The sequence below is a fragment of the Microvirga sp. GN3 genome, assembly GCF_055792825.1.
Map to the genome: position 1 here is coordinate 18,693 of NZ_JBVVAK010000056.1, position 25,085 is coordinate 43,777.

20 protein-coding genes and 1 pseudogene are annotated in these 25,085 nt (G+C 54.5%); 6 read left to right on the top strand and 15 right to left on the bottom strand.

Going from position 1 to position 25,085, the window contains the following annotated elements; genetic code table 11:
* Positions 1-20: 20 nt before the first annotated feature.
* From ACS5Q1_RS24160 to ACS5Q1_RS24170, 3 genes are read right to left on the bottom strand one after another with little or no spacing between them, the layout of a single operon-like run.
* On the bottom strand, positions 21-674 hold the full coding sequence (locus ACS5Q1_RS24160; protein ID WP_473100556.1) for a PIG-L deacetylase family protein: 654 nt from the start codon (positions 672-674) through the stop codon (positions 21-23).
* Positions 671-1,483 carry a glucose-1-phosphate cytidylyltransferase gene (locus ACS5Q1_RS24165; protein WP_473100557.1) on the bottom strand — a complete coding sequence of 271 codons (813 nt, stop codon included), beginning with the start codon at positions 1,481-1,483 and terminating at the stop codon, positions 671-673. The genes ACS5Q1_RS24160 and ACS5Q1_RS24165 overlap by 4 nt, the downstream gene beginning before the upstream one ends.
* Entirely contained in the window at positions 1,483-2,772 is a 1,290-nt protein-coding gene (locus tag ACS5Q1_RS24170) for a methyltransferase domain-containing protein (RefSeq protein ID WP_473100558.1), read from the bottom strand. Before ACS5Q1_RS24170 ends, ACS5Q1_RS24165 begins: the two co-directional genes overlap by 1 nt.
* A 361-nt stretch (positions 2,773-3,133) precedes the next feature.
* Between ACS5Q1_RS24170 and rfbC the strand changes: the two genes are divergently transcribed.
* On the top strand, positions 3,134-3,667 hold the full coding sequence (gene rfbC, locus ACS5Q1_RS24175; RefSeq protein WP_473100559.1) for a dTDP-4-dehydrorhamnose 3,5-epimerase: 534 nt from the start codon (positions 3,134-3,136) through the stop codon (positions 3,665-3,667).
* 32 nt (positions 3,668-3,699) lie between these two features.
* Here rfbC and ACS5Q1_RS24180 read toward each other — a convergent pair whose 3' ends face one another.
* From ACS5Q1_RS24180 to ACS5Q1_RS24195, 4 genes are read right to left on the bottom strand one after another with little or no spacing between them, the layout of a single operon-like run.
* Positions 3,700-5,022, bottom strand: a complete 1,323-nt coding sequence (locus ACS5Q1_RS24180) for a DUF4910 domain-containing protein (protein ID WP_473100560.1) — start codon at positions 5,020-5,022, stop codon at positions 3,700-3,702.
* A 7-nt stretch (positions 5,023-5,029) separates the two neighbouring features.
* Positions 5,030-6,409, bottom strand: coding sequence for a polysaccharide pyruvyl transferase family protein (locus ACS5Q1_RS24185; RefSeq protein ID WP_473100561.1), 1,380 nt, complete (start codon positions 6,407-6,409; stop codon positions 5,030-5,032).
* Positions 6,406-7,767, bottom strand: a complete 1,362-nt coding sequence (locus ACS5Q1_RS24190) for a glycoside hydrolase family 140 protein (RefSeq protein WP_473100562.1) — start codon at positions 7,765-7,767, stop codon at positions 6,406-6,408. The genes ACS5Q1_RS24185 and ACS5Q1_RS24190 overlap by 4 nt, the downstream gene beginning before the upstream one ends.
* A gap of 12 nt (positions 7,768-7,779) precedes the next feature.
* Positions 7,780-9,162 carry a glutamate-1-semialdehyde 2,1-aminomutase gene (locus ACS5Q1_RS24195; protein ID WP_473100563.1) on the bottom strand — a complete coding sequence of 461 codons (1,383 nt, stop codon included), beginning with the start codon at positions 9,160-9,162 and terminating at the stop codon, positions 7,780-7,782.
* Between the two features lie 29 nt (positions 9,163-9,191).
* Here ACS5Q1_RS24195 and ACS5Q1_RS24200 point away from each other — a divergent pair, with 29 nt between their 5' ends.
* The 3 genes from ACS5Q1_RS24200 to ACS5Q1_RS24210 all read left to right on the top strand — a co-directional run bounded on the left by ACS5Q1_RS24200 (position 9,192) and on the right by ACS5Q1_RS24210 (position 13,238).
* Positions 9,192-10,748 carry a glycosyltransferase family 4 protein gene (locus tag ACS5Q1_RS24200; protein ID WP_473100564.1) on the top strand — a complete coding sequence of 519 codons (1,557 nt, stop codon included), beginning with the start codon at positions 9,192-9,194 and terminating at the stop codon, positions 10,746-10,748.
* The gene (locus ACS5Q1_RS24205; RefSeq protein ID WP_473100565.1) at positions 10,745-11,980 is read left to right on the top strand and encodes a glycosyltransferase family 4 protein; all 1,236 of its coding nucleotides are present in this window, start codon (positions 10,745-10,747) and stop codon (positions 11,978-11,980) included. The genes ACS5Q1_RS24200 and ACS5Q1_RS24205 overlap by 4 nt, the downstream gene beginning before the upstream one ends.
* A gap of 73 nt (positions 11,981-12,053) precedes the next feature.
* Positions 12,054-13,238, top strand: coding sequence for a glycosyltransferase (locus ACS5Q1_RS24210; RefSeq protein ID WP_473100566.1), 1,185 nt, complete (start codon positions 12,054-12,056; stop codon positions 13,236-13,238).
* A 19-nt stretch (positions 13,239-13,257) separates the two neighbouring features.
* On the opposite strand, the gene ACS5Q1_RS24215 is transcribed toward ACS5Q1_RS24210, so the two are convergent.
* The 8 genes and pseudogenes from ACS5Q1_RS24215 to ACS5Q1_RS24250 all read right to left on the bottom strand — a co-directional run bounded on the left by ACS5Q1_RS24215 (position 13,258) and on the right by ACS5Q1_RS24250 (position 21,409).
* Positions 13,258-14,256, bottom strand: coding sequence for a glycosyltransferase family 2 protein (locus tag ACS5Q1_RS24215; RefSeq protein ID WP_473100567.1), 999 nt, complete (start codon positions 14,254-14,256; stop codon positions 13,258-13,260).
* 105 nt (positions 14,257-14,361) lie between these two features.
* Positions 14,362-15,024: a class I SAM-dependent methyltransferase gene (locus ACS5Q1_RS24220; protein WP_473100568.1), complete on the bottom strand. Its 663-nt coding sequence runs from the start codon at positions 15,022-15,024 to the stop codon at positions 14,362-14,364.
* A 166-nt stretch (positions 15,025-15,190) separates the two neighbouring features.
* Entirely contained in the window at positions 15,191-16,468 is a 1,278-nt protein-coding gene (locus tag ACS5Q1_RS24225) for a hypothetical protein (RefSeq protein WP_473100569.1), read from the bottom strand.
* Positions 16,469-16,480: 12 nt separating this feature from the next.
* The gene (locus tag ACS5Q1_RS24230) at positions 16,481-17,167 is read right to left on the bottom strand and encodes a YdcF family protein (RefSeq protein WP_473100581.1); all 687 of its coding nucleotides are present in this window, start codon (positions 17,165-17,167) and stop codon (positions 16,481-16,483) included.
* A 109-nt stretch (positions 17,168-17,276) separates the two neighbouring features.
* A pseudogene (locus tag ACS5Q1_RS24235) lies at positions 17,277-17,390 on the bottom strand (antibiotic acetyltransferase); the annotation flags it as partial.
* Between the two features lie 458 nt (positions 17,391-17,848).
* Positions 17,849-19,051 carry a glycosyltransferase family 4 protein gene (locus tag ACS5Q1_RS24240; protein WP_473100570.1) on the bottom strand — a complete coding sequence of 401 codons (1,203 nt, stop codon included), beginning with the start codon at positions 19,049-19,051 and terminating at the stop codon, positions 17,849-17,851.
* Positions 19,048-20,121 carry an MraY family glycosyltransferase gene (locus tag ACS5Q1_RS24245; RefSeq protein WP_473100571.1) on the bottom strand — a complete coding sequence of 358 codons (1,074 nt, stop codon included), beginning with the start codon at positions 20,119-20,121 and terminating at the stop codon, positions 19,048-19,050. The genes ACS5Q1_RS24240 and ACS5Q1_RS24245 overlap by 4 nt, the downstream gene beginning before the upstream one ends.
* A gap of 274 nt (positions 20,122-20,395) precedes the next feature.
* The gene (locus ACS5Q1_RS24250; protein WP_473100572.1) at positions 20,396-21,409 is read right to left on the bottom strand and encodes a glycosyltransferase family 2 protein; all 1,014 of its coding nucleotides are present in this window, start codon (positions 21,407-21,409) and stop codon (positions 20,396-20,398) included.
* A 467-nt stretch (positions 21,410-21,876) separates the two neighbouring features.
* On the opposite strand from ACS5Q1_RS24250, the gene ACS5Q1_RS24255 reads away from it, so the two are divergent.
* Together ACS5Q1_RS24255 and ACS5Q1_RS24260 are read left to right on the top strand one after the other, a co-directional pair.
* Positions 21,877-22,662: a response regulator transcription factor gene (locus tag ACS5Q1_RS24255; RefSeq protein WP_473100573.1), complete on the top strand. Its 786-nt coding sequence runs from the start codon at positions 21,877-21,879 to the stop codon at positions 22,660-22,662.
* A gap of 42 nt (positions 22,663-22,704) precedes the next feature.
* A complete protein-coding gene (locus tag ACS5Q1_RS24260; protein WP_473100574.1) occupies positions 22,705-24,996 on the top strand; it encodes a GumC family protein in 2,292 nt (763 codons plus the stop codon).
* The last annotated feature ends 89 nt before the right edge of the window (positions 24,997-25,085 follow it).

The following is a 25,085-nucleotide window of genomic DNA, read 5'->3' on the forward strand; positions in this document are numbered from 1 at the left end:
GATAATCGCTCACCAGCCTCTTAGCCCAGGAGGATCTTCCGGGCGAAGAAAGCCTCCGCATAACGCTCGTGAGATCTGCATTCCATACCACGAAGACGGGAGAGCCCCCGGAATGTTTCCGCCTCGAACCAGTCCTTGGATCGCTGCGTACCGAAATGGGCAAGAAGCAATTCGATCTTTCGTTCCAGAATTCCAGCCTGAAGAGGAACATAGATGTTGGGACGACCCAAATCACCGTCCCATTTCGGGATTTCATATTCGAGGATTAGATGATCACGGAAGGTGTTCCAAGTCAATCGGCTGACTTCTCGATGATCCTGATGCGCATCATCGGCGCGATGTGTTAGGACAACGTCAGGGCTTATCTGATGCTTGATGCCCTCGATGAAGACCTTAATGTCACTTCCCTGATACGGGAAGAAGCCATCTTTAAAATGTGCAAGGGTTATCTTTGTTCGGCTTGCGCCTACAAGAAAAGAGGCAGCCGAGATCTCCGCTTCAGCTGCCCGAGTGCCAGTTGCGCTTAACACACACCAATGGATATTAAGTTGAATGCCTGACGCAATCCAATGAAGGATCGTCCCGCCTGCGCCGATCTCAATGTCATCAGAATGCGCTCCCAGACACAGCACTGAGAGGTGCTGGCTCGGTCTTGCAAGATCAAGTACTTTCATCGCAGGGCCTTCGTCCGAATGGACGCAGGAGCATTCCTATCCTGCACCCGCCATGGCATGGAACCATTCTCGACCATATCCTCAAGAATTTGGCGATCCCTGAGGGTGTCCATGGATCGCCAGAAGCCCTCGTGCTTGTACGCCAGGAGTTGGTTAGCCTCAATGAGCCTCTGGAACGGCTCTGCAACGAATTCCTCGCCCTCGCGCATATAATCGAATACCCCTCTGCGGAGGAGGAAGTAGCCACCATTGATCCAAATGTCTGAGCGGTCAGAGGTGCGAAACTCACGGACGCTGCCATCGGAAGCAATATCTGCTAGATGGTATGTCAAAGGCGGCCGGGTCGCTAGGAAGCAGGCCATCTTGCCGCTTTTCTTGAACCGTTCGACCATGTCATCGAGGTTTGCGTCCGTCAGGCCATCGCTATAATTGGCCAGGAAGATTTCGTCATCCTGCACATGGTCCCTTACGGCCCAAAGTCGCTCACCGATGTTCCGCCAGATGCCGGTGTCGATCAGGGTAACGCGCCAGTCTTCTGGCTGCTCGCCAAGGATCTCGACATCGGCTCCCCCGCGCGAGACCACGCAGTCCGCGAAGTTTTGCTGACGATGATTGATGAAAAAGTCCTTGATCGTATTTGCTTTATATCCCAGGCACAGGATAAAATCGCGATGACTGTACTGGCTGTAGTATTGCATCACGTGCCACAGGATTGGCTGATATCCGATGGGAATCATCGGCTTTGGAATATTTTCTGAGTATTCGCGGATCCTGGTTCCCAGACCGCCGCAAAAAAGTACGACTTTCATCAGCGTAGATCCTTCGGGTTAATGACCTCGATATCCGGTATCGGGACGATGAATTGACCGTCCCAATCGCCAATGTGCCGCATCTGATCGATGATCTCGTTCTTCAGGTTCCACGGCAGGATGAAGACGTAATCGGGCTTGGCCTCATCGATGGCCGAGACGGGAAAAATGGGAATGTGCATGCCGGGTGTGTAGCGGCCATGCTTGTAAGGATTGCGGTCAACTGTCAGATCCAGGAAGTCGACACCGATGCCGCAATAGTTGAGCAGTGTATTGCCCTTGCCTGGAGCTCCATAGCCGCAAATCTTCTTTCCCGCGGACTTCGTGGCAATCAGGAACGACAAGATCCGGCGTTTGGTGGATTTCACCTGTTCGGCAAAGGAGGCATATATTTGAAGGTCGCGGAAACCGAGAAATGTCTCCCTCGTGAGGAGGTCCTCCACGCGTTGAGAAGGAATATGCTGCGATCCCGCGTGCGCAAGATAGATCCGCAATGATCCGCCGTGAGTTGAAAGCTCCTCGACATCGACCAGTTTCAGCTTGTGCCTTGCGGCAAGATGTTCGATCGTCACGAAGGAAAAGTAAGAGAAGTGCTCGTGATAGATCGTATCGAATTGGTTTTCCGCGATAAGCCTCTCGAGATGGGGAAATTCGAGAGTAATGACCCCTTCTGGCTTCAACAGCTTGCACATTCCGGCGACGAAGTCGTTCAAATCCGGGACATGAGCTAATACATTGTTTCCAACGATCAGGTCCGCTCGCATATCTGAATTAACTAATTCCTCGGCCAGCTGCTGGCCGAAGAAGTCTGACCGAGTCCGGATGCCCTTGTTGATCGCGACTTGCGCTACGTTGACAGCGGGCTCGATGCCGAGAACAGGGATCCCCATCGCAACGAAATGCTGGAGAAGATAGCCGTCGTTGCTTGCTAGTTCGACGACGAGACTCTCCGAACTGAGGTCAAGGCGCGGCGCAATCATTTCGCAATAGGCTTTTGCGTGAGCAACCCAACTCGTTGAGAACGACGAAAAGTAGGCATACTCCCGAAAAATGGTCTCCGGGGCGACGTATTCTTTGAGCTGAACAAGAAGACAGTCCTCACAGATAAGGACGTGGAGTGGATAATGAGGCTCCATCGTATCGAGCTGCTCAGGCGGGACAAAGCTCTCACAAAGAGGAGACATGCCGAGATCGACGAAGGTGCGCATGTGACTGCCGCCACACAGCCGGCAGATTCCGGAAACCCGACCGACCGGCTTGTGATACGGCGTCATGGTCCTGACATTCATACGAGACCTCCTGGTGCTCTCTCAGCAGTAGGATCGCGGGTGTGGGACTTGCTGGATTGAAGGTACCGACTCCTACCCAGATCACGGCCCTCCACCAACTCCCTTCTTGGAGCCTACCAGGAACCCTCGCATTCAGGATCTTCCCTTTGCGGGTGAGAAGGTATCGACAAACGAGCTTTTCTGACTGACGGAGAGGCGCGAAGGTTTGACTTCCACACCCTTCGCGACTTCGATAACCAACCGTGAAGTGGGTGCTCCTCATGCTTTCAGGTTGAGACTACGCCTTTCGGTCATCTTGCGAGGATGGGGGCAGTTTCCATCATGAGCGTTGCGCTCGCGCCGATGCCTGGGGTTGCCGCCAATGCTGTTTCATGAAAGTAGCCTTAAAGGCGCTTGGATCATCGAGGTCGAACCCGTGAGCGATCACCGCGGCTTCTTCACGCGAACGTTCTGCACAAATGAATACGCTCAACGCGGCCTTGAAACGTCATTTCCGCAGCACAGCCTGTCTGGATCTACCGCAAGAGGGACCCTGAGAGGTATGCATTTCCAGCGATCTCCTTATGAGGAGGTTAAGATCGTGACCTGCCCGAAGGGTGAGGTGTGGGATGTTATCGTGGACCTGCGGCCTGATTCACCAACTTTTTGTCATTGGGAGGGATTCAAGCTGACAGCGGAGAACCGACGGCGTATTTACATCCCAAAGGGATTTGCGCACGGGTTCCAAACCCTGTCCGATGAAGCGGAGGTGAGTTACCTCATCTCGACGCCCTATAGGCCGGAATCGGCAGGTGGCGTTCGGTATGATGATCAGGCCTTTGCGATCGAATGGCCTCTTCCGGTCGCAGTGATCTCGGAGAAAGACCGAAACTGGACCGACTTCATGCGACTATAGGCACACCCTCTCGAGAATGGACCGGCGCAGGCTTAGTTCTCGTCAGCGCAGGAAATCAGCCCCTTGTCATAAAGCCGACTCGCCGCATCGGCAATGATTCTGAACGGCATGTTGGCCCGCTCCGCAATATCCAAAAGGCAATGCTCTCCGTCCGCCAAATTGAGCACCCATAGGAGTGCCATGCTCTTGGCCGGTCCATCAGGGTCTCCTCCGAAGGTCGAAAAAAGCCCTCTGCGACCAAGTTGTGGCTCGCATTTTGGAAGAAGATTCAGCGGATGATGATTATTCTCAATAAGGTCTATGGCGCTCAAGATGATGGCATAAGATGAGGCTAGATGCTCCGGCTTGATGAAATCCAGATCGTCGGCCGAGGTGTGATATTCAGGGAAACTTGCGAATTGACTTCTCTGGAATAGCCCGACCGGAAGATTGAACCCTGGGGAACAGAACTGGCGCTCATCATAGCCATAAGGTGAAAAATCCAGGATCTTCGCTGCAGGCCATTCGTACTTGAGAATGTGGGACATTGCACGATCAATCATGTAATCCCCGCGCCGGCTGCGCTTGTAGGTTGGACCGCCTCCGTCGCCGACGCACGATACGACGAGACCGTGCCTGATACGGTCGACTTCCGCCTCGTGGGCCGAAAGCCAAGCAATACTCCCAATCGTACCTGGCGCAAACAGGAAACGGTAGCTGTAACGGGTCTTGCGCGTCGAAAGTTGCCTAGCAAGATAGGTGAGAAGAGCCAGTCCAGAACAATTGTCGTTTGCAAGGGACGGGTGGCAAATATGTGCCGATAGGAGGAACTCTTCCCCTGTTGCTCCCCTGTGCAGGAACTCGCCATAGACCAGATGGCCATCTTCAAGGCTGGAATCGATAACTGCCTCGTAAATACCGTCTGGAAGTGCTTCAAGCTGGCAACGCGCCATGCAGAAGCCCCAGCGCTCATGATAATACGAAGTTCGGTAAGGAATAAGATCCGGTTGATCAGCAAGCGTGAAGATGTGATGCTTCAACTCGGCCAAAGGCATTCGTACATGGACGGGAACGCTGTAGTTCAGGACATGAAGGTTCGAAGCCTTGAAATCGACGACGCGCTCACCCGCCGCATTCTTGATAAAGGCATCACGTATCGTCCACTCCTTCGGAACCTGCCAATCGAAGATCTTGGTTCCTGTGGGGACGGAATGGACGGTCAGGTCGATATGCTGAGACAAAGACGCGAGGGTCTGTCGTACGCCATCCCCCGTAATACTTCGGCAGATTGGATAGAGTTCGGAGGCCAGAGCATAGATTGCTTGTCCCACGTCAGATGGGTTGCCGGCCTCGGAGAAGCTGGAGAGATACCGCATGGATTGCTCATTCACCTAATGTAGATTGATCTCTCTCACGGTTCAGCCTTGAATTCACAGGCATCCGGCTCGCTCCTTCGTCACGGTGCTTTGCCGACCGTGTGGCAATACTTTCATCATTCTGTGGGAGATGGGATAGAAGAATGGAATTCTGCCAATTGAGGCGGGATTGATAACATCTATTCACTTTTATCAAGGACGCTTGATAGAACTCTTTCCTCTCAGCCAGTTTTGTAAACTGCCTCTTCAGCTCGTCAACATCAAGCGTATCAATTGACTGGCAGTACTCGCTCAACCCTACATCGGCGAGAAGAGTGTCATTCTTTTTGGAATAGCCGATTGATATGGCAGGTCGGTTTAGCTTGAGTGCGCAGACGATGTTATGAAAGCGGGTTGCTACAATGAGCTGTGTTGCCTCAATTTGCTCCATGAGTTCGTGCAGATTTGAAATAGGTTCTGCGATGATGGACTCCGGTGGAAGATTTTCTTTTCTGATTGTCAGCATTGCTAGGAGATCATTAACGGCCTTCTGGTCTCCCACATCTCCCATGAGAATTCTCACGTGGTAGCCCTGATCAAGCACCCAAGCTGTGAATTTTTCCATCTTCCGAATATAGTTGCTGTAAATGGCTTCTCCTTTTTTAAGGTCATGACGCCAGCCATAATAGGTCATGACGCCGATGCCGACTGTCCATGGCTTTGAAAAGGACGGCGGGTGATTCACTTCAGGTGTAGGAAGATTAAAGACGATATCCGGGAAGATCTGGTCTTCCCTGATATTGAGTCCGATGCTCCCCATGAAGTTTTTGGAAGTGGGATCTCTATAAGAGCGATAATCGGCCAGCCTCATTGCGCGCTTCATGAGAAATCGGCTGACAGAGTTGCGGATTGGACCGGCTCCAACACTCACGAAACTGATCCGTGTGCCTGCTAGCTTGGCTGCTAGACACCATCCAAGGAGTGCGGCGGGAACGCCAAAGGGGCTCTCGCCAAAGTCATCAATGATACCTGTGCCCGGAAAAATGAGCGCCTCAAGCGTTCGGCAGATTGTGAATGCGCGTACGAAGTTTCGTGCCTCGCGCGAAAGCCTTCCGAAAATACCCCTCTGGCGCGCGTGAATCAGATCACGGGGCTGCTGAAAACCAATAGGAAGGGCTCTGACACCAAGGCTTTTGTGAACCCGACCAGGATTAGTGCATATACAGACGAGTTCCGCCTCCGGCCGCGCTTGGCGAAGAAAGAGGAGCATCGTCTCGAGAGACCCGTCATTACCTGCATTGCCGGCACCGAATATTCCGAAGAGGCCGATTCTTGTGCGTAAGAGCCGTTTATGCTTCGTGCGCAATCGCTTAATGGACGGAAAGAAAAGCACGCGAAATCGTTTCATGGAGAGGTCTCCACGATAAGGACCCAATCAGTTGTGCCTGAGCTGTTTCGGCTGGCCGGTTGAAAAATTGTAGGTCCAACAGGGGCAGACGGGACATTGAGGGGTCCGGAAAAGGTTCCTGCCGCCGGGTCGAACCACCGCGCGATGAGGTGCTTACCCGCGAGACGAGCGAGATCTACCGTGATTGCTCTGCGATTAGAAGTATATACGATTGCAAGCGTATGATCATTTGTGATAGCCGCAAACGGCGGATCTCCTACGCTGCTTTGCTCCCCTCTTAGAAAGTTGCCTGCGCTGTCTGGCTCAAGATTCCACCAAGGTAGCTCATCAAAGAGTGCGGCAAGGTAAGACATACTCAGCGACCCGCGTCCGCTTAAGGCGTCCTTCCACGTGGCTGGTGCGGGATAGAGGCCTCCCGATCCAAAATGCCAGATTGGGTTGTTGCCGAAGACTTGGCCTGCTGCGCCCGACAGGAGAGCCTGATAGGCCTGCTTGCGCACGAGTTGCTCGCCGGCGGAGTGTTCGTCCTCATAAACAGCTTCGATGAGAAAAAAAGGCATCTGCCTCGCGCGCTTAAATTCCCGCTGCGCACCGGCGAGAACAGAGCCATAGGTGTATAAAGTATTGATCTGCAGCCACGACTCGCCGCGCCAGAACTCAACCGGCGGAGTATCGCGGGAGCAATGTGCGGTGTGGAGAACATTTTGAGCTCCAGAGCGAATTCCCTCTGCGATCGCCCTCGTGTGCTCTCTCTCCGAAGAGCATTCGTCGCCCCCGTGAACCCATATGATGTTGCTGTAATCACGGTATCTTTGGCCGAGAAAGCGCCCATATGCTCGCAGCTTATCCGGGCCGTTTTCCAACATAGCCATGAACCAGCCCTGTTCGCCTCCTCCCGCTCCGACATAGGAAGGGGCAAGAAGAACGAGAAAGCCATAATCCGCCGCGCGCTTCAAAACCCAATCAGAATGGGCAAAATATTGCTCGTTCGGGGTAGCAAAGTCACCCGGGTTCCGAAAGGGCCGTTCATGATAAGCATTGGCAGGCGCATTGGTGGCGAATTGATGCTCGATCAGGGATACCAGAAGGGTGTTGAAGCCCCGGGCTTTCCTATCTGCCAGATACTGCTCTGCTTCCTCTCGCGTCAGCTGTGCGATCAGTGACCAAGCTGAATCGCCCTGGATCAGGAATGGTTTGCCGGATGCGTCAGAAAGATAATGTTTGCCAGGCTCTACATGCAACGGAAAGTGCACATCTCCCATGCTGCGCGCGCTTCCATTGAAGAATGACGCGACAAACACGGCGAACATCAAAGCGGACAACGATGAGCATCTTCTGGCGAGATTAAGAACAGTCATCGCCATCCTCTGCTATGTTCCGTTAAGAGATATCGATGTAGAAGCCTTGAATTCTTTCTCCGCATCCGGACGATTATAGCGCCGGTAGACCACTTCCGATGGCCTTCCGACGAGGAAACGCTCAACGCCTGAGTCGAGCGCGCGGGCATAAACCTCCAGCGCAGCGTCAACAGCCTCGAGCGTCAAATCGATATCTGCGTCCGTATGGGAATAGCTGACGACGAAAGATGGTGCGAGCACATGCTGCTGTGCCATCTCCTGGAGGAACAGGCTTCTATAGGCCTGTGATGGCGCTCCAAGCGAGTCGAGGGCAGTGTAGAGCAGGCTCGAGGGTCGTCCGGCAACCTTGAAGTGCTCGTTTAGCCCTCGTCTGGATACAATCTCGTTGATTCCTGATTTCAGGCGAGTACCGCAGCGAACTAAATGCTCAATGACTGGCTCGCTCTCATAGACGTGCATTGTCGCAATGGCTGCAGCAAGCGCGTGCGTCTCCGCGCCATGTGTTGTGGAGAGAAGAAAAACGCGTGGGCGATCCGAATGTACGAGTCCGCCCAGACGCATAATCTCCCGCCTCCCGGCGAGGGCAGAAACGGAGAAACCATTGGCAAGCGCCTTGCCGAAGCAGGATAGATCCGGGGTGACGCCATAGAGATTCTGGGCGCCGCGAGCATGCCAACGGAAGCCCGTAATCATTTCATCCAAGATCAGAAGTGCCCCGTTAGCGTGACACAGGCTCTGCAAAGCATGAAGATAGCCAGGGTCCGGCTCATCGGCGCGGGCCGGTTCCAGGATGAGAGCTGCAATTTGGTTGGGATGCTGGTCAAAGAGTGCTCTTGCACTCTCCATATCGTTATAGCGGAACGAGAGGGTGAGATCGCGGATAGCCTGTGGGATTCCCGCATTCATGGCGGTTGTGCCGATGAACCAATCGTCTGTCGAGAAGAACGGGTGATCGCTGCAGCATGCGATGAGATCGCGCCCGGTATAGGCTCGTGCCAAGCGCATTGCTCCAGACGTCGCATCAGACCCGTCCTTACTGAATTTCACCATTTCGGCGCCTTCGATAAGCCTTAGGAACTGGTCGGCACACTGAACCTCCAGCGGCGATGGGCGGGTGAAATTGCATCCGCGCGCCAGCTCACGTTGTGCCGCTTCAATCACGGGAGGGTAGGCATGCCCAAGACCTACGGCGCGATTCCCCATGCCGTATTCAATATATTCGCGGTCGTCCAAGTCCCAGACCCTACATCCGAGGCCTCGGGCGATGAAGCCGGGCGCCAAAACCGGATACTGGTCGTCACCCTTGGCGTAGGTGTGGCAGCCGCCAGGTATCATGTGATGAGCCAGAGCTTTCATCTGCTCGAAAGCCTGCGAACGATAGTTTTGTGCGCTCATGCGAAGCTCCGGCATGATTGAGCTGGACGGTGGCTCGCGACGGGACCGAAGGAAAGGCAATCTATCATGTGAATGCTTCCAAACATCTCCGATCGTACCGCGGGTCCCCCCGTTCGGGAGTGCTGAAATTGGATGATCACCCTCTGGGGGATGGCGCAACCAGATGGGGAGGGCATGGCGGGATGACAAATGGCGAAGGGGGGAGCCGCCTGCTCTTAGATATCCCGCCTACCACCATTGCCAACCTAGTCCGTACCGCTCTGCGTTTAGAGAATGGAGCCCGCGTCAGCTTTCAAGACGTTTCCAGCTCAGGCAGGGCGATGAAGATCATACTTGTAAACCGGTACTTCTACCCAGACGAGTCGGCGACCAGTCGGATGGTGACAAGTCTCGCCCATGGGCTTGCCCGGAGCAGTCATGGACCGATCCATATCGTTACAGGACGTGTCCACCATGACGATCCAAGCCGTGTCATGGCAAAGCGAGAGGCCCTGGCCGGTATTACAATCCACCGTATCTGGACAACCCGGTTCGGCCGAGCTGGCCTGATTGGTCGTGCCCTCGATTATCTCACCTTTCACTTGGCAGTGATGTGTGAACTGCTTCGCCTGTGCCGTCGGGACGACGTATGCATTGTCTGTACCGATCCGCCTCTCTTGTCAGTGAGCGTTCTTCTTCCGACGCTGGCGAGGGGCGCGAAGCAGATCAACTGGATCATGGATCTATTTCCTGAGGTCGCTATTGATTTAGGCCTATTGCGGAAGGAGAGCATCGGGTCCCGGATCGCTTTGTGGCTCCGTGATGCTTCGTTCCGTTGGACGGACATGAACATTCCTGTGACCGGCAAGATGGCCGAGTATCTTGGAGCCAGGGGAATCCTTCCGGATCAGCGGAAAGTAATCCTTGGCTGGTCCGATGGAGAAGCCATCACGCCAACGGAACCGCGCGACAGCAAGCTGCGTCAAGAATGGGGGCTGCAGGATAAGGTCGTCATCGGCTATTCCGGCAACATGGGCCGGGCTCATGAGTTTGCTACGGTGCTCGATACAGCGAAGCGCCTTTCCCATCGCTCGGATATTGTCTTTCTCTTCGTGGGTAGTGGGTACCACAAGAAATGGATCGAATGTGAAGTCGAGCGCCTAGGGCTACAAAATATCCTGATGAAACCTCTGCAACCGCGGGAGCGCCTGTCCGACAGCCTTGCGACTTCGGATATCCACCTCGTGTCGCTTTTGCCGGAGATGGAACCCTACATCATCCCTAGCAAGTTCTATGGCATTGCTGCAGCAGGAAGGCCGACTCTCTTTATCGGACATGAGGAGGGAGAAATCGCTCGGATCATCACCCGTGCGGATTGCGGCGCTGCCATCAACATCGGAGATGGAGCGCATCTCGAGCGAGAGATTCTCAGACTCGCTGCGTCCGAGCCGCTAAGGAGAGCGATGGGAACACGGGCGAGAGCACTGTTCGAGTCGGAGTTCAGCGAGACCCGCGGACTCGCAGATTGGGCGAAGCTGCTGAACGATCTGCATTCACACTCATCAAAGCGGCCGATATCCTCTCCGCGGCAGGAGTTCGGCCAGTGAGAAGCAACGTCATCGTCAGTCAGCTCGGAGCCCGTATGCATTATGCGGTTCCACGTGTCCTCCATGCTCAAGGGCGATTAGAGCATCTCTACACGGATATCTGCGCATCGAAAGGATGGCCGCGAGCGCTTAGCGCGATCCCAGCGAGCCTGCGCCCTCGCGCCCTCAGCAGGCTTGTTGGGCGGCTTCCCAATGGCATACCGCCGGAGAAAATAACCAGCTTCTCTCGGTTCGGAATCGAATGCGCTGCCAGGCGTGCAAGCGCCAAGACATTGGCGCAGCGGACGGCCGTGGAAATCTGGTCCGGCCGGGTCTTTTCTGAACTGGTAACCCAGGGTGGGTTTGGCAGGGCGAGGGCCATCTTCGGCTATAGCGGGGAATGCTTGGGGGTGCTGGAAGCTGCCCGTGCGGCAGGATTGCGGACGATCGTCGAACAGACGAATGCGCCACGTAGCATCGTAAGCCAGCTTTTTGACGAGGAGCAGGATCGTTTTCCCGAATGGCAGGAGCGTATCGGATTCGACGCGAGCATTGCAGAATACAATGCTCTCGAAGCAGCCGAGTGGAATGCTGCAGACGTCGTTCTCTGTGGTTCAAGTTTCGTTCGCCAGAGCATTGCCCGCCAAGGCGGGCCAGTCGATCGGTGCGTGGTGGTTCCTTACGGGGTAGGGTCCTCGTTCAAGCTGCCGCCCAAACTACGGCGTGAAGCACCCCTACGTGTTCTGACGATCGGAGAGGTCGGTCTGCGCAAGGGGACGCCTTACGTGATGCAAGCCGCTCGATTGACCAAGGGAATTGCAGAGTTCCGCATGGTGGGCATATGTAGCCTCCGCCCCGAGATGCAGTCTGTACTTTCATCAATAGTTGACTTGAGGGGGGCAGTGCCTCGGTCGAAAATCCTTGAACACTACGAATGGGCCGACGTGTTCCTGCTGCCGTCGATCTGCGAAGGTTCCGCGACGGTCGTCTACGAGGCGCTGGCTGCCAGCTTGCCGGTGATCACGACACTGAACACGGGTACAGTCGTGCGGCATGGCGTCGACGGATACGTCGTCCCGATCCGCGACGTTGATGCGATTGCGCAAGCCATTCGCGTCCTTGCCTACGACGAGGAGCTACGAGTCGCCATGTCAGTCAATGCGGCAGCTCACGCCCAAAGCTATGATCTGGACAATTACGGGCGCCGCCTTACCGCAGCCATCAGCTCGGAGCCAATCAATGCGTCCGTATAGCCAGACCACGAGAGCAGCGCTTACCCCGGACCGAGTCGATCAGATGCCTGTACAGGCGCCTGTGAAAGTTGGCATGCTGATTGGCTCGCTCTCGGCGGGAAGCGGGGGACCGGCAGTGGTGATCCGGTCCTTGAGCCGAAGGCTGCATCGGTCTGCGCAAATGAACGTTGAGATCTTCAGCCTTCACGAAGCGAATAGCCTATCAGCTCTACAAGGCTGGCCGGATGTTCCGTTGACCTTGACGCAGGTCCACGGGCCAAGGATTTTCGGCTATTCGCCAACCCTTCCAAGTGCTCTGCAGGGTAAAGCGCTCGATCTTCTGCATGTGCATGGGCTTTGGATGTATCAATCCGTCGCAGCCATGAACTGGGCGAAACGGAGCGGTGCGCCTTACATTGTCAGTCCTCATGGCATGCTTGATCTGTGGGCGTTGCAAAACAGCCGCTGGAAAAAGTGCATTGCGGAGCGACTCTTCGAGGCCGACCACCTAAAGCAAGCCTCATGTCTCCATGCGCTGTGTCAGCAGGAGCTTGAGGCGATTCGGGCCTATGGATTGCGGAATCCGGTTTGTGTCATACCGAACGGAGCGGAATCGGCTGTACCGCTGCTTCCATCTCCACAATGGCGTTTTGCATTACCGACCCGTGCCAAAGTTCTTCTTTTCCTCGGGCGAGTGCATCCTAAAAAAGGTCTTTCGAAACTCATTCCTGCTTGCAATGGGGTTTTTAGATCCGCTATAGCCGAGAAAAATGACTGGCATATAGTGATTGCCGGTAGCGGGGAAGACAACTATGTGCGGGAGCTGGCTGAGTTGGTAAAGAGCCTATCCCTTGAAGAGCGGGTCCACTTCATCGGGCCGCAGTATGGTAATGATAAGGATGCAACTCTGCAGGCATCGGATGCATTCATTCTGCCATCCGTTAGCGAAGGACAGCCCATGGCGGTCCTCGAGGCCTGGGCCTATTCTTTACCCGCCCTGATCACATCGGACTGCAATCTCCCAGAAGGTTTCGAACGAGGAGCAGCGCTTCACATCGGTACGGATATCGAAAGTATCACCCAAGGCCTTACAAGGCTCTTCGCCCTGCGCCCTGAAGAGCTCCAGCGCATGGGAAAAGCGGGAGCCCAGCTGGTGGCAGATACGTTCAATTGGGATAGGGTTGCAGAGCATTTTGAGCAAGTCTACCGCTGGCTTCTCGGGCAGGCAGAGCGGCCGAACACCGTGGATGTTTGCGATAGTAATGCCAAGTCCCTCTGATCGGATCTCGTGAGTCCCGTCACGCACACTCTGTAGGGTCACGCTTCAGATCAGGGCGGCGTTGGTGCGAGCAGCTCTTTCGTGGTTCGTGAATGATGCTCTCGCCACTCGGCGTCTCGCTGAATACACGCTCGCGCACCAAGAGCTGGTAGGGCGGAAGGCCCAACGCCGCAGCCCGACGCTCGAGTTCGTAGAGTTTTGCATCGACTAGCGTACGATACCAGTATGCCTGCAGAAAATGGAAATAAAATCCAGCCTTACCATCGAGAAACCCGAGCCCGATAAAGTAACGGTAGAGAAAATATAGCGTACTGCGCAGAACTGAGGGGAGGGGAGCATATAAGTATTCCTTCAGGAAGCGCTTGCGACGTGCCTGGCCGGTGAGCGCCTTGGCCGAAGAGGTGTGGCGTTCCGTCTCGTAACTAGCAATAAGATCGTAAACCTCCCGCGTGGCATAGCCCGCATGCTTTGCCGTCCACCATCCAAGATCATTGAGATTCTCATCAACTAAGTCTCCATCGAGGGTGGCTGTCACCGGGCTCTCAACAATTACATGTTCATCCATCCAGCGCTGTTCCATCCGGCCGTGCCCCGTACGCCAGAGGCGGAGCACCAAGGTCGGATAGATCCGGCCGTGAGTGATGGGCCTTCCGAGAAAAACCATCTTGCGGCGAAAGTGAACCGCATTCACATTTCCGGACAGCGGGAGGAAACGTCGGATGCTATCGCGCAATTCCGGCTCCAAGTATTCGTCGGCATCAATACGCATCGTCCATTCAGTATTAACGGTGACGTTGTCGAGCCCCCACTGAAACTGCGTAGCGTGGTTCGTCCAAGGGTTCTGGAAAATGTCGGCGCCCAGGTTGCGAGCGATTTCTAATGTGCGATCTGTAGAGTAGCTATCGACGACAACTACGCGTGCGACGACGTCCGCAAGGCTTTTGATGCATCGAGCAATATGGTTTTCCTCATTGTATGTGAGGATGATGGCGGTGACCGAGCAAGGGGCCAATGTCATGCGTCGATTCTGCGGTTCGGATTGTGTTGTTTGGGGCACGATCGAGTCGGCAATTGACAGACTTTGTATCACGCCCAGCGGCAGCGAGTTGCCAAAAGCCCACCTCTACGCCTTATAGGCGATAATTCTGACTTGGCTGATATCAGTGCGCAGCCTTCCATGGACAAGGCACAGAACGTGCATGAGACGCTGTCCTAGAACATTCTTTAGGATATACCAATAGGGGGGCCACCGGTGATGAAGGGGAGCGGCATCAATCTTCTCGAAGCCAGCGCGTTTTAATAGGTTCCCCAGATTGCTGGGGGACCAGGTGAACAGGTGGAAGTTGAAATCCTCCTCGACGAAGCGGCGCCGATAAGACTCGACAGGTGTGACGAGCACCACTTTTCCTCCCGATCGCAACTTCATTTTCATGGCACGAACAACTCCTAAGGGATCGTCAACATGTTCGAGAGCATGATGTGAGATAATGACATCTGCCCATCCGTCTTCAACGTCGTCGAGACTCGGTACAACTTTTATACCTCTACTTCTGGCTACCGAAGCGGCGCTGTCATTGACTTCGATGCCAATCTTATCTCTGGCAGATAAGTTGCCGAGCATATATCCGCCACCGCACCCAAAATCGATGATGTGATCCGTCGGGCGAACCTCCGAACAGAACTTGAAGATGTCAATGAGGGCAGAATACTCGCCACAATTCCGTTGCTCAGCAAAGTATGTCTGGTTATAGTGCAGGTTGACAGAAACTGACGCCTCGTTTTGCATCGGGAGCATCCTTTTAAGCGTTGGCTCAAGTGCACATTGACCCATTTATAGTTAGGGTAAACTGTGGAAGGTCTGCTTTCGAGAGCGCATCGGATGATGGCCTCTCATTCATAAGCGGTAGCGCGAACCGACCGGTAGTCCAGACTCCGTAGCCTCTTGTTCATCATCAAGAAGCATGTCTTCGCTGAAGAAACACAGCACCAACGGGTCCCCTGGATTGTCGGACGCGCGCTAGAAAAAGGAAGGGAATCAGGAGAAACGCCATCTGAATCCACGCTGTAAAGATCCACTGTGTCTGGTGCGTGATCGATGTCATAGCAGGTGTGATGCTCAGTATGTATACTATCTGCGGCAGGGCGAAGCCTTCAAGAGCTGTATGGTAAAGGCGACTCAATAGATAAGATATCAAGAAGAGCTTCAGCGCCCCTAAGTACCCAAACGATGCAAAGGCATCTGCCATGGCAGTTTCGGTTGTCCCGTAGCCCGGGGAATAAAAGCGGTCGATCTGATCCGGGAGACGGATGTACAACTTGTTTTTGACGGTTTGGCCGACGAGCTGAGCGGGAACAAATGAATAGACCATCAAATTCCAATGTGTGAGGCCATAATCGAATGCCTGACTCTCATTGATAAAGTGAATACGCAGAGTCGCATTGCGAACTTCCGGCCCACCCTTGTCGAGAAGCGCCTCGAAGTTTCCAAGAATGTCGATCTGAGTGACCGCCTTCCAATCGACACCGCCTGGCCCCCGTGAATGCTCCCGATAGAACTCGACGCTCGTCAAGGCTACTCCAGCAACAAGTGCAGCTGACAGAAAGAGTACTTTCGGTACAACGATGCGGCGTTGAAAGAAAGTGGCAAGCAGGAGCGCGAGCACAAATTCAGTGAGCTCAGTGCGCTTTCCCGAGGCAAGAATGCGATCTACAAGGAAGACTGTATCGATGACGATGATGATGATCGCCGTCAGCGAGAATCTCCTGACGCAGCAAAGGACCGCGACCGCAAAGCCATAGACCATCATACGAGAGAAGAACAAATAGATAGTCAGAATACCGCTTGGCGTGTTGGTGTTTCGGATCTCTTCCGGAAGACGGCTGATCTTGAAGAAGAAGAAGGCCCCGAATGCCGAAAGGCCAACGGCTGCCCAGAGAAGGCGTGTCTCGGCCAGCTGCCATTTGAATGATCGCTGGAAAGGACGGCGGCCCGCTGCCCAGCCAAGTCCGCACATGGCTAGACAAAGAATAGTGACGACGAGCATCCTCGTGACCGCACCGACAGGGAGAAAGCGATCCTCAATAATACTTGGAAGCTGCGGTCCAACGAAGCCTAGGAATGTAGCTCCTGCGAGGAATGGATACTCATAAATGCCGCTGCGTTGCACCAGGCCATGAGCAAGAAATGCTAGGCAGATGGTGAGGAATGCGGCGAAAAGCAGAAACTCCATGCCCAGTCCTTCTTACGTCGGCCGATTGGCGAAGGATGCGCTGACGGTTCGACTGCTTTGGCAAAGACCATCCTGCTCAGGAAGTGACACGCCGAAGGAATCGAGGTTATACGTCAAGGCGTAGCCAGCAATTTTGAGATATTCTAGGAGGACGGCCCATCCGTCCCGACTTATTGCCAAGTCGACGAGTCTGGCATCAGGCAGTACTCCCACTGGAAGCCATGCAATATCGGGAGAAACCGATTGGAAGCTCGCCAGAGATCGGCGCGTATGAAACCAGCTTGTGACAATAATGGCAGAGCGAACGTGCATATGCGCCATCATCTGTGCAGAAAAGAGCGCGTTCTCCCAAGTGCTGCTTGATTTGCATTCGACGCCGATCTTGGGAGCAGGCACCCCCGCATTGACTATGGCGAGCGCGATGTGCAGGCAATCCCCGTTCCCGATGACGAAGATAAGAGGGGCGAAGCCTTCTTTGTACAGTTGAGCCGCTCTCTCAGCACGTCGCGGGCCATCGCCTCCGAGCACCACGATAGCATCTACGGGCCGCGGTGCTGCTTTGATCCATAAGAGCGGCTCTGCAATTAGGATAAGAACTCCATAAAGGAGAGTTCCCGCAATCGGTATAAACGGTAGAGCGGTGAGCAGCCATATCCAAGCGCAATATCTCCTGCGGGTCATGTCAAGGGCATGGCGCATCAATTGTGCCATCCTACATCGAGATTGTGCTGGCAGCGAGTCACTGGCCTAAGGTTCGAAATGCTCATTAATGCGCCCGCTGTATCTCGTCTCGTGGCGATACTAGGGTACGTGTGCGCACGAGCCTAGCAGGGTTTCCTGCCACGACGCTCCATGGTGGAACATCCTTCACGACAGTCGAGCGGGCTCCTATGACTGCTCCGCGCCCAACGGTCACGCCCGGTCCCACGAAAACGTCGGCTGCCACCCAAGCGCGAGCATCAATGGTGATTGGCGCGGTCGTCAGAGGCAAATGCAGGTAGTCAATGTCGTGGCTTGCTGTGCAAATGAAGGTATACTGGCTGACGACCGAGAGCGCGCCTAATTTTATCTTGTCGACGGAATAGCAATCCACATGAGCCGAAAGGCAACTCTCGTATCCCATCTCAAGGTTCCAGGGAGCCCAGATCTTAACTGACGGGTACACCTTTGCGCTTGGGTTAATGCGGGCCCCGAATAAGCGCAGGAGGAACCTGCGCCATCCGTGCAGGATCTTCGGGGTCGGGCGAAACAGAAGTAGCCACACGATGCTCCAGACCACGCGTGCGGCACGGTTAGTGAGAGAATGCGGGCTTGAGGGGTAACGTTCCACCTGCTCTGTGTCATCCGAGGACAGGATCACCGACGAAGCCATGAGATCTTTCATGCGAGGAAGCGCTCTCTTGTAATGCGGAGAAAGTTTTTAACGGGAATAGGGAGATATGTTCTCAAACCAGGTTTTAGGCCATCAGCCATGGACCAGTCCTGAATAAGAAGTGGACGTGCAGTCTTTGGAGGATCCCGGACCAAGCGTCTGATTATTTCCCAGTACGCATTCGACATAGCCTCGAGACTGGAGACGCCTCGCGCCTTTGTTTGCGCCTGCTGGGACATCGAAATAAGCCGCTCGGGATGCTCCCTCAGTTCTCTGATACCCATCGCAGCCGTTCGGATATCTCCGATAGGGAACAGAAAACCGTCCACCCCGTTGGTTATGATGGCGCTCGTGACGCCGCTGATCTGTGAGGCAATCGGGACACATCCTGCAGCCATTGCTTCAATGAGCGCCATAGGATATCCCTCAAACCTCGACGGCATGAGAAAAACGTCGTGCTCTGACAGGAGCTTCCCAACTTGCGCCGGTGGTACCGAGCCAAGAATTTTTACCCGTTTGTCTAGATCAGAGGATTTCTTCAGAAGACGTGGCAAATCGGGCCCATCACCCGCAACGGTAAGTCGAACGTCCTCGGGGAGTCGGCGCAAGATCTCCGGTAGCCATAGTACTCCTTTCGCTTGGTCCTCGATCCTGCCAAGGAAAAGAGCTTGAATTCCGGGCTTATTCTTCTGGCTCTTAGATCTGTCGACGATATCTAAATTAACGCCATTAGGAATGGTGACTGTCCATTCGGGATCGAAGCGGTACTTACTGACGAGGTCCGCTTGGATCCTTGGCGATACGCAAACCGTGGCATGGACATGTTCTCGAATTGACCGCGCTGCCGCATAGGTGGCAGGAGTGATGTTGTGAACGACCATCACTCTTAAGAGATGCGCGGGCAGATAACGAGCAATATTCGTCTCAACCTGACTGCCAAGGACGTTGATGAAAACGCCAGAAAACGCTTGCGTTTCCAATGTTGTGACAATTGCCTTAGCGATCTCAACCTCAGGATCTTGCTCGTGGCCGACGGCGGATCCGCATTCTTGTTCGCCAGCCCATTGAGGTAATGTCGAAGCTTTTATGGCCGCCTCGCCTGCAGCTAACCAACACAGTTCAACACCGAATCCAGAAAGCCCATGCCGCAGGTTGCGGAAAACTGAATATGTTCCCCCTGCGTGTGGAAATGCGAAGTAGGCGAACTTCATGTCTGATGTCCCTTCGGTGGCGTGGAGACGTCAAGAGCGCGTGCATTCACCAGGGGTGCGGAGTTTCGCGCGGTCGACCTCAAGAGGACGAACCAAGTGTGCAATGTGACTGGCATTAAGAGGCCCCAAGTCATCAGACTGTCTGGTGCACCATAAATGGCCCCGGCCGTTCCGATGGATCCAAGCAAGGCGCAGAGGGCCACAACGATCACACTGGCTTGTCCCGGCGTTGCTCCACTCTCAAGGAGCAGATGATGAAGATGCTGACGATCGGCGGAGAAGGGGCTTCGCCCTGCCCAGAGCCTGCGAACAATTAGGCTAATCGTATCGAGAGCGGGAACGGCGAAAAGCCAGAGCAGGGCAGGAAAGCTCACATCTCCTGCAGATCGATTCGCGATTGCGATCGTGAAGAAAGCCACTCCTGCGCCCAGCATCGTGCTACCTGCATCGCCCATGAACACGCGGGCTTGGTGACACCAGGGGTGGCGCATGTTGAACGCCAAGAAGCCGAGGGTTGCAGAGAGAAGCAGCAACAGAGGGACGGTGATGCCGTTCTGGCCTTTGGACGATGCTATGACTGACAGCCAAAAGAAGGCGCATGCGGCTGACCCGCCTGCAACGCCGTCGATGCCATCAAGCAAATTGAAGGCATTAACCAAGCCGATCACGAACACAAGGGTGAAGGGAATAGCGAGAAGGCGAAGTTCAATCGGACCTTCTCCGAAGATATCGCCCAGGCTAGCGATGACATGCTGATTGGGAACAATGATGACGGCAGCCGTAATAATCTGGAAGACGAGCTTTACGATAGCAGGGATGTCGAGGGCATCGTCCAGTGCTCCCAAAACAACGAGAGCGCCTGCGCCGGCGAGGAAGCTCCATGGGGCCCTCTGGGAATCATCCACGAGAATTGAGGCGACCAAGAAGGAGGCGAACATGGCCAGACCGCCGACGAGGGGAACATGACGTTGATGGATCTTTCTCGCCGATGGGCGGTCGACGAGGCCCACGCGAAAGGCGGCTCGCTCCAACATCAGGATCATCACCACCGTGAGGAGGAATGCATTCAAGAAGTGGGTCAGGTGAGGCTGCATCTTGCTTCAACCATGATTGTTCCCTGGACATGTGCCGCCCCTCACGGCATGGGTGCCAACGCACCCTAGCCTGCGGCATGGCTCACGAAGGGAAAGCTCAAATCGAGTCTACTTCGCGAGCCGGGAATGTTGCTCTCCGCTTTTCGGCTGCCCTTCTCGACCGAACGGAGCGCTATATCCACCTTAAGGAGAGAACGTAGATCGAAGTTCAGCTTGTGTGTGCTCCGTTAGAGGAAGCCCGGAGGGAAAATCAGTTCTGAAGCTCGGTGTGTGAAATGGACGTTCGCAGCTGAGAAAGAAAGCTGGCGGCGATATGCCGAATTCTCACCAAGGAATCCTCTCTTCTGAGGAGATAGCTGATAGGAGGAACAAGCAAAGTCGCCGGTCGGCGGCTAATGGCGAACCGCGACAGTGCAAGACAATCCCGTAGGCGTCCGCGTACCAGGTTGGAAACAGCCGACCAGTAAGCCCGCTCGGCCAAGCTGCGCCTAGCCATGCGAAGCAGATCGGGTGCATGAGGAAGCTGGGCACCGTCATTGGAGAAGAAGCAGTCTACCGCTTTCTCCGTATGGATGAGGTGCCAAACATGGACTTTCGCGAGGATTGTGGAGCGGTTAGAGCCATGATGCCGCAGGATTCCCTGAATTGCGTCGGTCTCGGCCACGCGGCCGCGACAAGCCAAGCGGAACCAGACATCATAATCGTCAGAATGCGGCAGCTCGGCGCGATAATGCCCCACCTCCTTCTGAACAGATGTCCTGACCACGAGAGTGGAGCCAGGAACGTGGAATACAGCGGTGCGACAAAATCGTTCGATGAAGGCCAGACCGTCGATGACCCGCCAGTATGCTTTTTGAAGCGGGATGTGAAGGGAGCTGACGTGCGCGTCTCCATAAAGGGCAGCGGCGCGCCCATAGGTAAAGCTGATGTCCGGATTCTCTTCCATAATTGAGATGGCGCGGGAGAGGGACCCCGGGACCAATACGTCATCGGCGAAAAGGAGTAAAAAGTAATCCGCCGTAGCCCAGTCGATCCCCTCGTTGAAGGAGGCATGCGGGCCACGATTAACGGTATGTGCAATAACGCTGACTCTTGGGTCCTCTGCGGCAAGCTGGTGCGCAATCTCTGCGCTGCCGTCCGTCGATGCATTGTCGATGATGAGAACACGTATTTGTTTGACATCCTGCTCCAGAACACTTTTCACGCAATCGCGCAGATAGTGGCCATATTGATAGGAGGGGATGACGACATCGATGCTGGCCATTGAGAATCTAACTCCTTTAGACCCTCTACATACCCGTAGGATCTGACGAGAATACACCTGTCGGAAGCCGCTCCGATCATGCTTTTCGTAACAACAGGATAGTCGGCCAATGCAGGAATAGGGAGCAAGGCTTACAAGGGGTGTATGACTCTACACCTTTGGATGAAGATGCGCGGGATCTTGCGAGCCATTAGAAGGGCGGGATTGAGTGGCAGACTCGGAGCATAACCTGAAAGTTTATCCAAACTAGGTAATTGGACTATACATTGTAGACGAACTATACGTCTATTCAACAAAACCTGAGCTGATAATAATTTCACTACTTCGACGACCTATGTCCACCGCTTGGGTCATCGGGCCAAGCGGGCATTGCATACGCGTATCGCTGTATAGGCGAAGGTGTTCTGATGAATGGAGCGAAGCAGCAGCAAGTTCTGCTGGTCTCATCATATCGCCGGAAGGAATAGATGCCGATGGGATATAAGAACTTGACACTGGAGGCTCAAATCATTGACCAGGAAATCTTTCCGCGAACGCATTTTGAAGATGACAGCTATGACGCTCAGAAGGGATGGCCCCGCGAGAGTCTTGGCCGGCTGTCAGAGCTGGCCCTTGCCATCATTGAGCCGCGAATTTTGTCGCGTGACTGCCTTGTTTGGTCGCTGAGAGTGGCTGCGCCCGGATCGACAATCCTTACCTTCTCGAGCGTACGCGAATGGATCGAGGCGTCGCATCTCCATCGCCAAGCATCGTTGGTTCTCCTGTGCCTTGGTGGACGCAAGATGAAGGACAACGAGACCGAGCGCGGGATCGCGCCCCTTACGAGCACGCTTAATGCTGCTCTCGTGGTCATACTCTCGGATGTGGAGGACGCCAATCAGATCACGGGCGCCATTGCCAAAGGCGTCTGCGGGTTCATTCCGTCCAGCGTCAACCTGGATATCGCTATCGGAGCCATGTACCTCGTCAAGGCCGGTGGAATTTATGTGCCGGCGAATTATCTGATGTCCTGGAAAAACTCGGGTGAGGGAACGGATTCATCGCAAAACGGCAGCGCCGATGGAAAGTTTACGGCCCGGCAATATGTCGTTCTGAGGGCGCTCCGACAGGGAAAGGCGAACAAGATCATCACCTATGAACTCAACATGAAAGAGAGCACAGTCAAGGTTCATGTGCGGAATATTATGAGAAAGCTCAAGGCGCGTAACAGAACCGAGGTGGCATATCTCACAAGTCATGGAGACACGATCTGAAAGCCACATCGCTGATACGAGGTGTATGATCGGAGACTAGCAGTGACAATATTGAGGGAGCCTTCTACCGGCGGTATTCGGATCAGTCCTCACGAAGCAATTGGCCTGGTTCTTCGGCGAAAGTGGATCATCAGCATCGCCCTCGTGATCAGCGTCGCACTAGGCGTAGGGTTGGCTACTGCTCAAAAGAAACAATATGCCGCGACCGCAGCAATTGCTCTCGACGCCCGGAAAATTCAAGCTGCTCCTCAGGATGTCGTTGTCTCTCGACTTTCGCAGGAAAGCCCATTTCTCCGGACTGAAATCGATGTCATCGCTTCGAGGAGGATGGCCGAAGCGGTCATGAAGCAGGTTGATGGCAGCCGCTATCCTTTGAGCATCAAAGACCCGAGTCAATCAGTCTCATTATTGCAGACAATCGCATCATACTTCCGCTCAGCGCAGGTGCAGGAGGAACTGTCTGCTGATGCAGCAGCGGAGGCACTAAGGAAGAGAATCATTGACTATCTTTCAACAGGCCTGCGCGTCGACAATGACGGGCGATCCTATACGGTCTTCATTTCCTTCACCGCAGAGGATCCCGTTCTCGCGGCACAGGTAGCGAATGCTTACGCAAATGCATACCTTAACCATCTCGCGTCGATTCAGACATCCGCAACCCGGGAGGTCAGCCAATGGTTGGCTATGAAGCTCCAGGAACTGCGTGGCGCACTTGAGCTGTCTGAGCGTGCTGTTCAGTCATTCCGTCAAAACGCAGAACTGGTCGAAGCGAACGGAACGACCCTGCAAGGGAACAGGCTGAGCGCTCTCAATGTCCAACTGATCCAAGCCTGGTCCGAAAGAGCGACTGCGGAAGCGAGGCTCGAAGTCGCGCGCAAATACTTGGCTTCGGAAAAGGGAGTGGAAGGATTCGGCGATGTTTTGAAGTCCCCGGTGATCCAAAACCTACGACAGCTGGCAGCGCAAATTGATCGGACTGTTCAGGACCTCCAGAGTAGCGGTGCGACCCAGAGTGCACAGCTCTCCTCACTCAAGGTTCAGCAGGCGTCCCTCCGGAGACAGATGGATGAGGAGGTTGCCCGCATCGTCGAGAGCCTCGCGAGCGAAGTCGATGTGATGCTCCGCCGGGAGAAGGATATAGAGGGAGCGATTGCCGAAACATGGCAGAAAACCGCTCAAGAAAGGAGGGCTCTAATTAAGGTACAGCAGCTTGAACGTGAAGCAAATGTGAACCGGGTTATCTACGAGAGCTTTCTTACCCGATATAAGCAAACAATCGAACAGGAAGGATTCGTAGCACCAGAAGCACGGCTTATCTCGAATGCTGAAGTTCCATCAAGAACAGTAGGACGAAATCTCTTAGCAATCTTTGTATTTAGTCTGATGGGCGGAGCGATTGCCGGAATCGGGTGCGCCTTAGGGGTCGATCGCTTCGACCGACGCATACGGTCTGGATTGCGGCTTGAGGAGTTGGTGGGGCTGCCAGTCATTGCACGTATACCGGCCATACGCGATGGAAAGCGTCTTAAGCCCCAGGATCAGATCGTGACTATGCCGAGATCCGCTTATAGCGAGGCCATGAGAAGGCTGGCAGCTGCACTGCAGAGCTCTCGGTTCTTATGCAAGGCGAAGGTAATCGTTGTGACGTCTTCCGGGTTGGGGGAGGGAAAGTCCACCACTTGCGTGTCCCTAGCGCGGACATTGGCAGCGACTGGGAAGAAAGTGATCATTGTCGATGCCGACTTGCACCGCCCGAATGTCGCCGCTGCTTTTGGCTATGCTCATGGCTCAAATCTGAGCGATCTCCTTTCTGGTGCTACAGACCTCCACGAGGTCGTGCGGCAAGATGGAAAATCGGGCGCGCACTTCATCGCGGCAAGTCAGATCAAAGAGGACCCTCAGCAGATCCTGCAGAGCAGTGCCTTTAAGATGCTAATTCAGAGTTTGCGTGAGCGCTACGATTTCGTGATTGTGGATTCTCCCCCCATTGGTGCGAAGGTAGATGCCGCGCTCATCGGAACTTATGCCGATGCCGTGCTGCTCGTCGTGCGATGGGGCGCGACCTCCGATACAGCCGTCCTCTCGGCCCTGGACGAGTTCAACATTTTCGCGGCTCCTGTCTCTGGCATCATCCTTAATCGTGTCGAAGACCAAAGAAAAACCTACGAGGGAATTTACACGCTGAGAGATCATCCGAACTCTTTTCCAGTTCGGCGACAGCAGGGTCGGACCGCTGAGGAGGCAGGACTTCTTTCAGGAAGCCATCTGAAGACTGCCAGTACTCAACAGTTGAGCAGGGTCAGCAGCGACTGTCCTTCATCGCCGTTGGTCTAGAGAGGAAGATCGTGTCGAATAATCCTCCCATGTGGGGCAGACGCTCCAAAAAAGGCTATTCATCCTGGCTTCTTGGCGCTGCCTTCGCC

Excerpts from the sequence above, each read along its gene's own strand:
- ACS5Q1_RS24185 (WP_473100561.1), bottom strand. The coding sequence starts at position 6,409 with ATGAAACGATTTCGCGTGCTTTTCTTTCCGTCCATTAAGCGATTGCGC.
- ACS5Q1_RS24180 (WP_473100560.1), bottom strand. The coding sequence starts at position 5,022 with ATGCGGTATCTCTCCAGCTTCTCCGAGGCCGGCAACCCATCTGACGTG.
- ACS5Q1_RS24170 (WP_473100558.1), bottom strand. The coding sequence starts at position 2,772 with ATGAATGTCAGGACCATGACGCCGTATCACAAGCCGGTCGGTCGGGTT.
- ACS5Q1_RS24250 (WP_473100572.1), bottom strand. The coding sequence starts at position 21,409 with ATGGCCAGCATCGATGTCGTCATCCCCTCCTATCAATATGGCCACTAT.
- ACS5Q1_RS24190 (WP_473100562.1), bottom strand. The coding sequence starts at position 7,767 with ATGACTGTTCTTAATCTCGCCAGAAGATGCTCATCGTTGTCCGCTTTG.
- ACS5Q1_RS24165 (WP_473100557.1), bottom strand. The coding sequence starts at position 1,483 with ATGAAAGTCGTACTTTTTTGCGGCGGTCTGGGAACCAGGATCCGCGAA.
- ACS5Q1_RS24220 (WP_473100568.1), bottom strand. The coding sequence starts at position 15,024 with ATGCAAAACGAGGCGTCAGTTTCTGTCAACCTGCACTATAACCAGACA.
- ACS5Q1_RS24215 (WP_473100567.1), bottom strand. The coding sequence starts at position 14,256 with ATGACATTGGCCCCTTGCTCGGTCACCGCCATCATCCTCACATACAAT.
- ACS5Q1_RS24225 (WP_473100569.1), bottom strand. The coding sequence starts at position 16,468 with ATGGAGTTTCTGCTTTTCGCCGCATTCCTCACCATCTGCCTAGCATTT.
- ACS5Q1_RS24255 (WP_473100573.1), top strand. The coding sequence starts at position 21,877 with ATGCCGATGGGATATAAGAACTTGACACTGGAGGCTCAAATCATTGAC.
- ACS5Q1_RS24210 (WP_473100566.1), top strand. The coding sequence starts at position 12,054 with ATGCTGATTGGCTCGCTCTCGGCGGGAAGCGGGGGACCGGCAGTGGTG.
- ACS5Q1_RS24230 (WP_473100581.1), bottom strand. The coding sequence starts at position 17,167 with ATGCGCCATGCCCTTGACATGACCCGCAGGAGATATTGCGCTTGGATA.
- ACS5Q1_RS24240 (WP_473100570.1), bottom strand. The coding sequence starts at position 19,051 with ATGAAGTTCGCCTACTTCGCATTTCCACACGCAGGGGGAACATATTCA.
- rfbC (WP_473100559.1), top strand. The coding sequence starts at position 3,134 with ATGCTGTTTCATGAAAGTAGCCTTAAAGGCGCTTGGATCATCGAGGTC.
- ACS5Q1_RS24160 (WP_473100556.1), bottom strand. The coding sequence starts at position 674 with ATGAAAGTACTTGATCTTGCAAGACCGAGCCAGCACCTCTCAGTGCTG.
- ACS5Q1_RS24195 (WP_473100563.1), bottom strand. The coding sequence starts at position 9,162 with ATGAGCGCACAAAACTATCGTTCGCAGGCTTTCGAGCAGATGAAAGCT.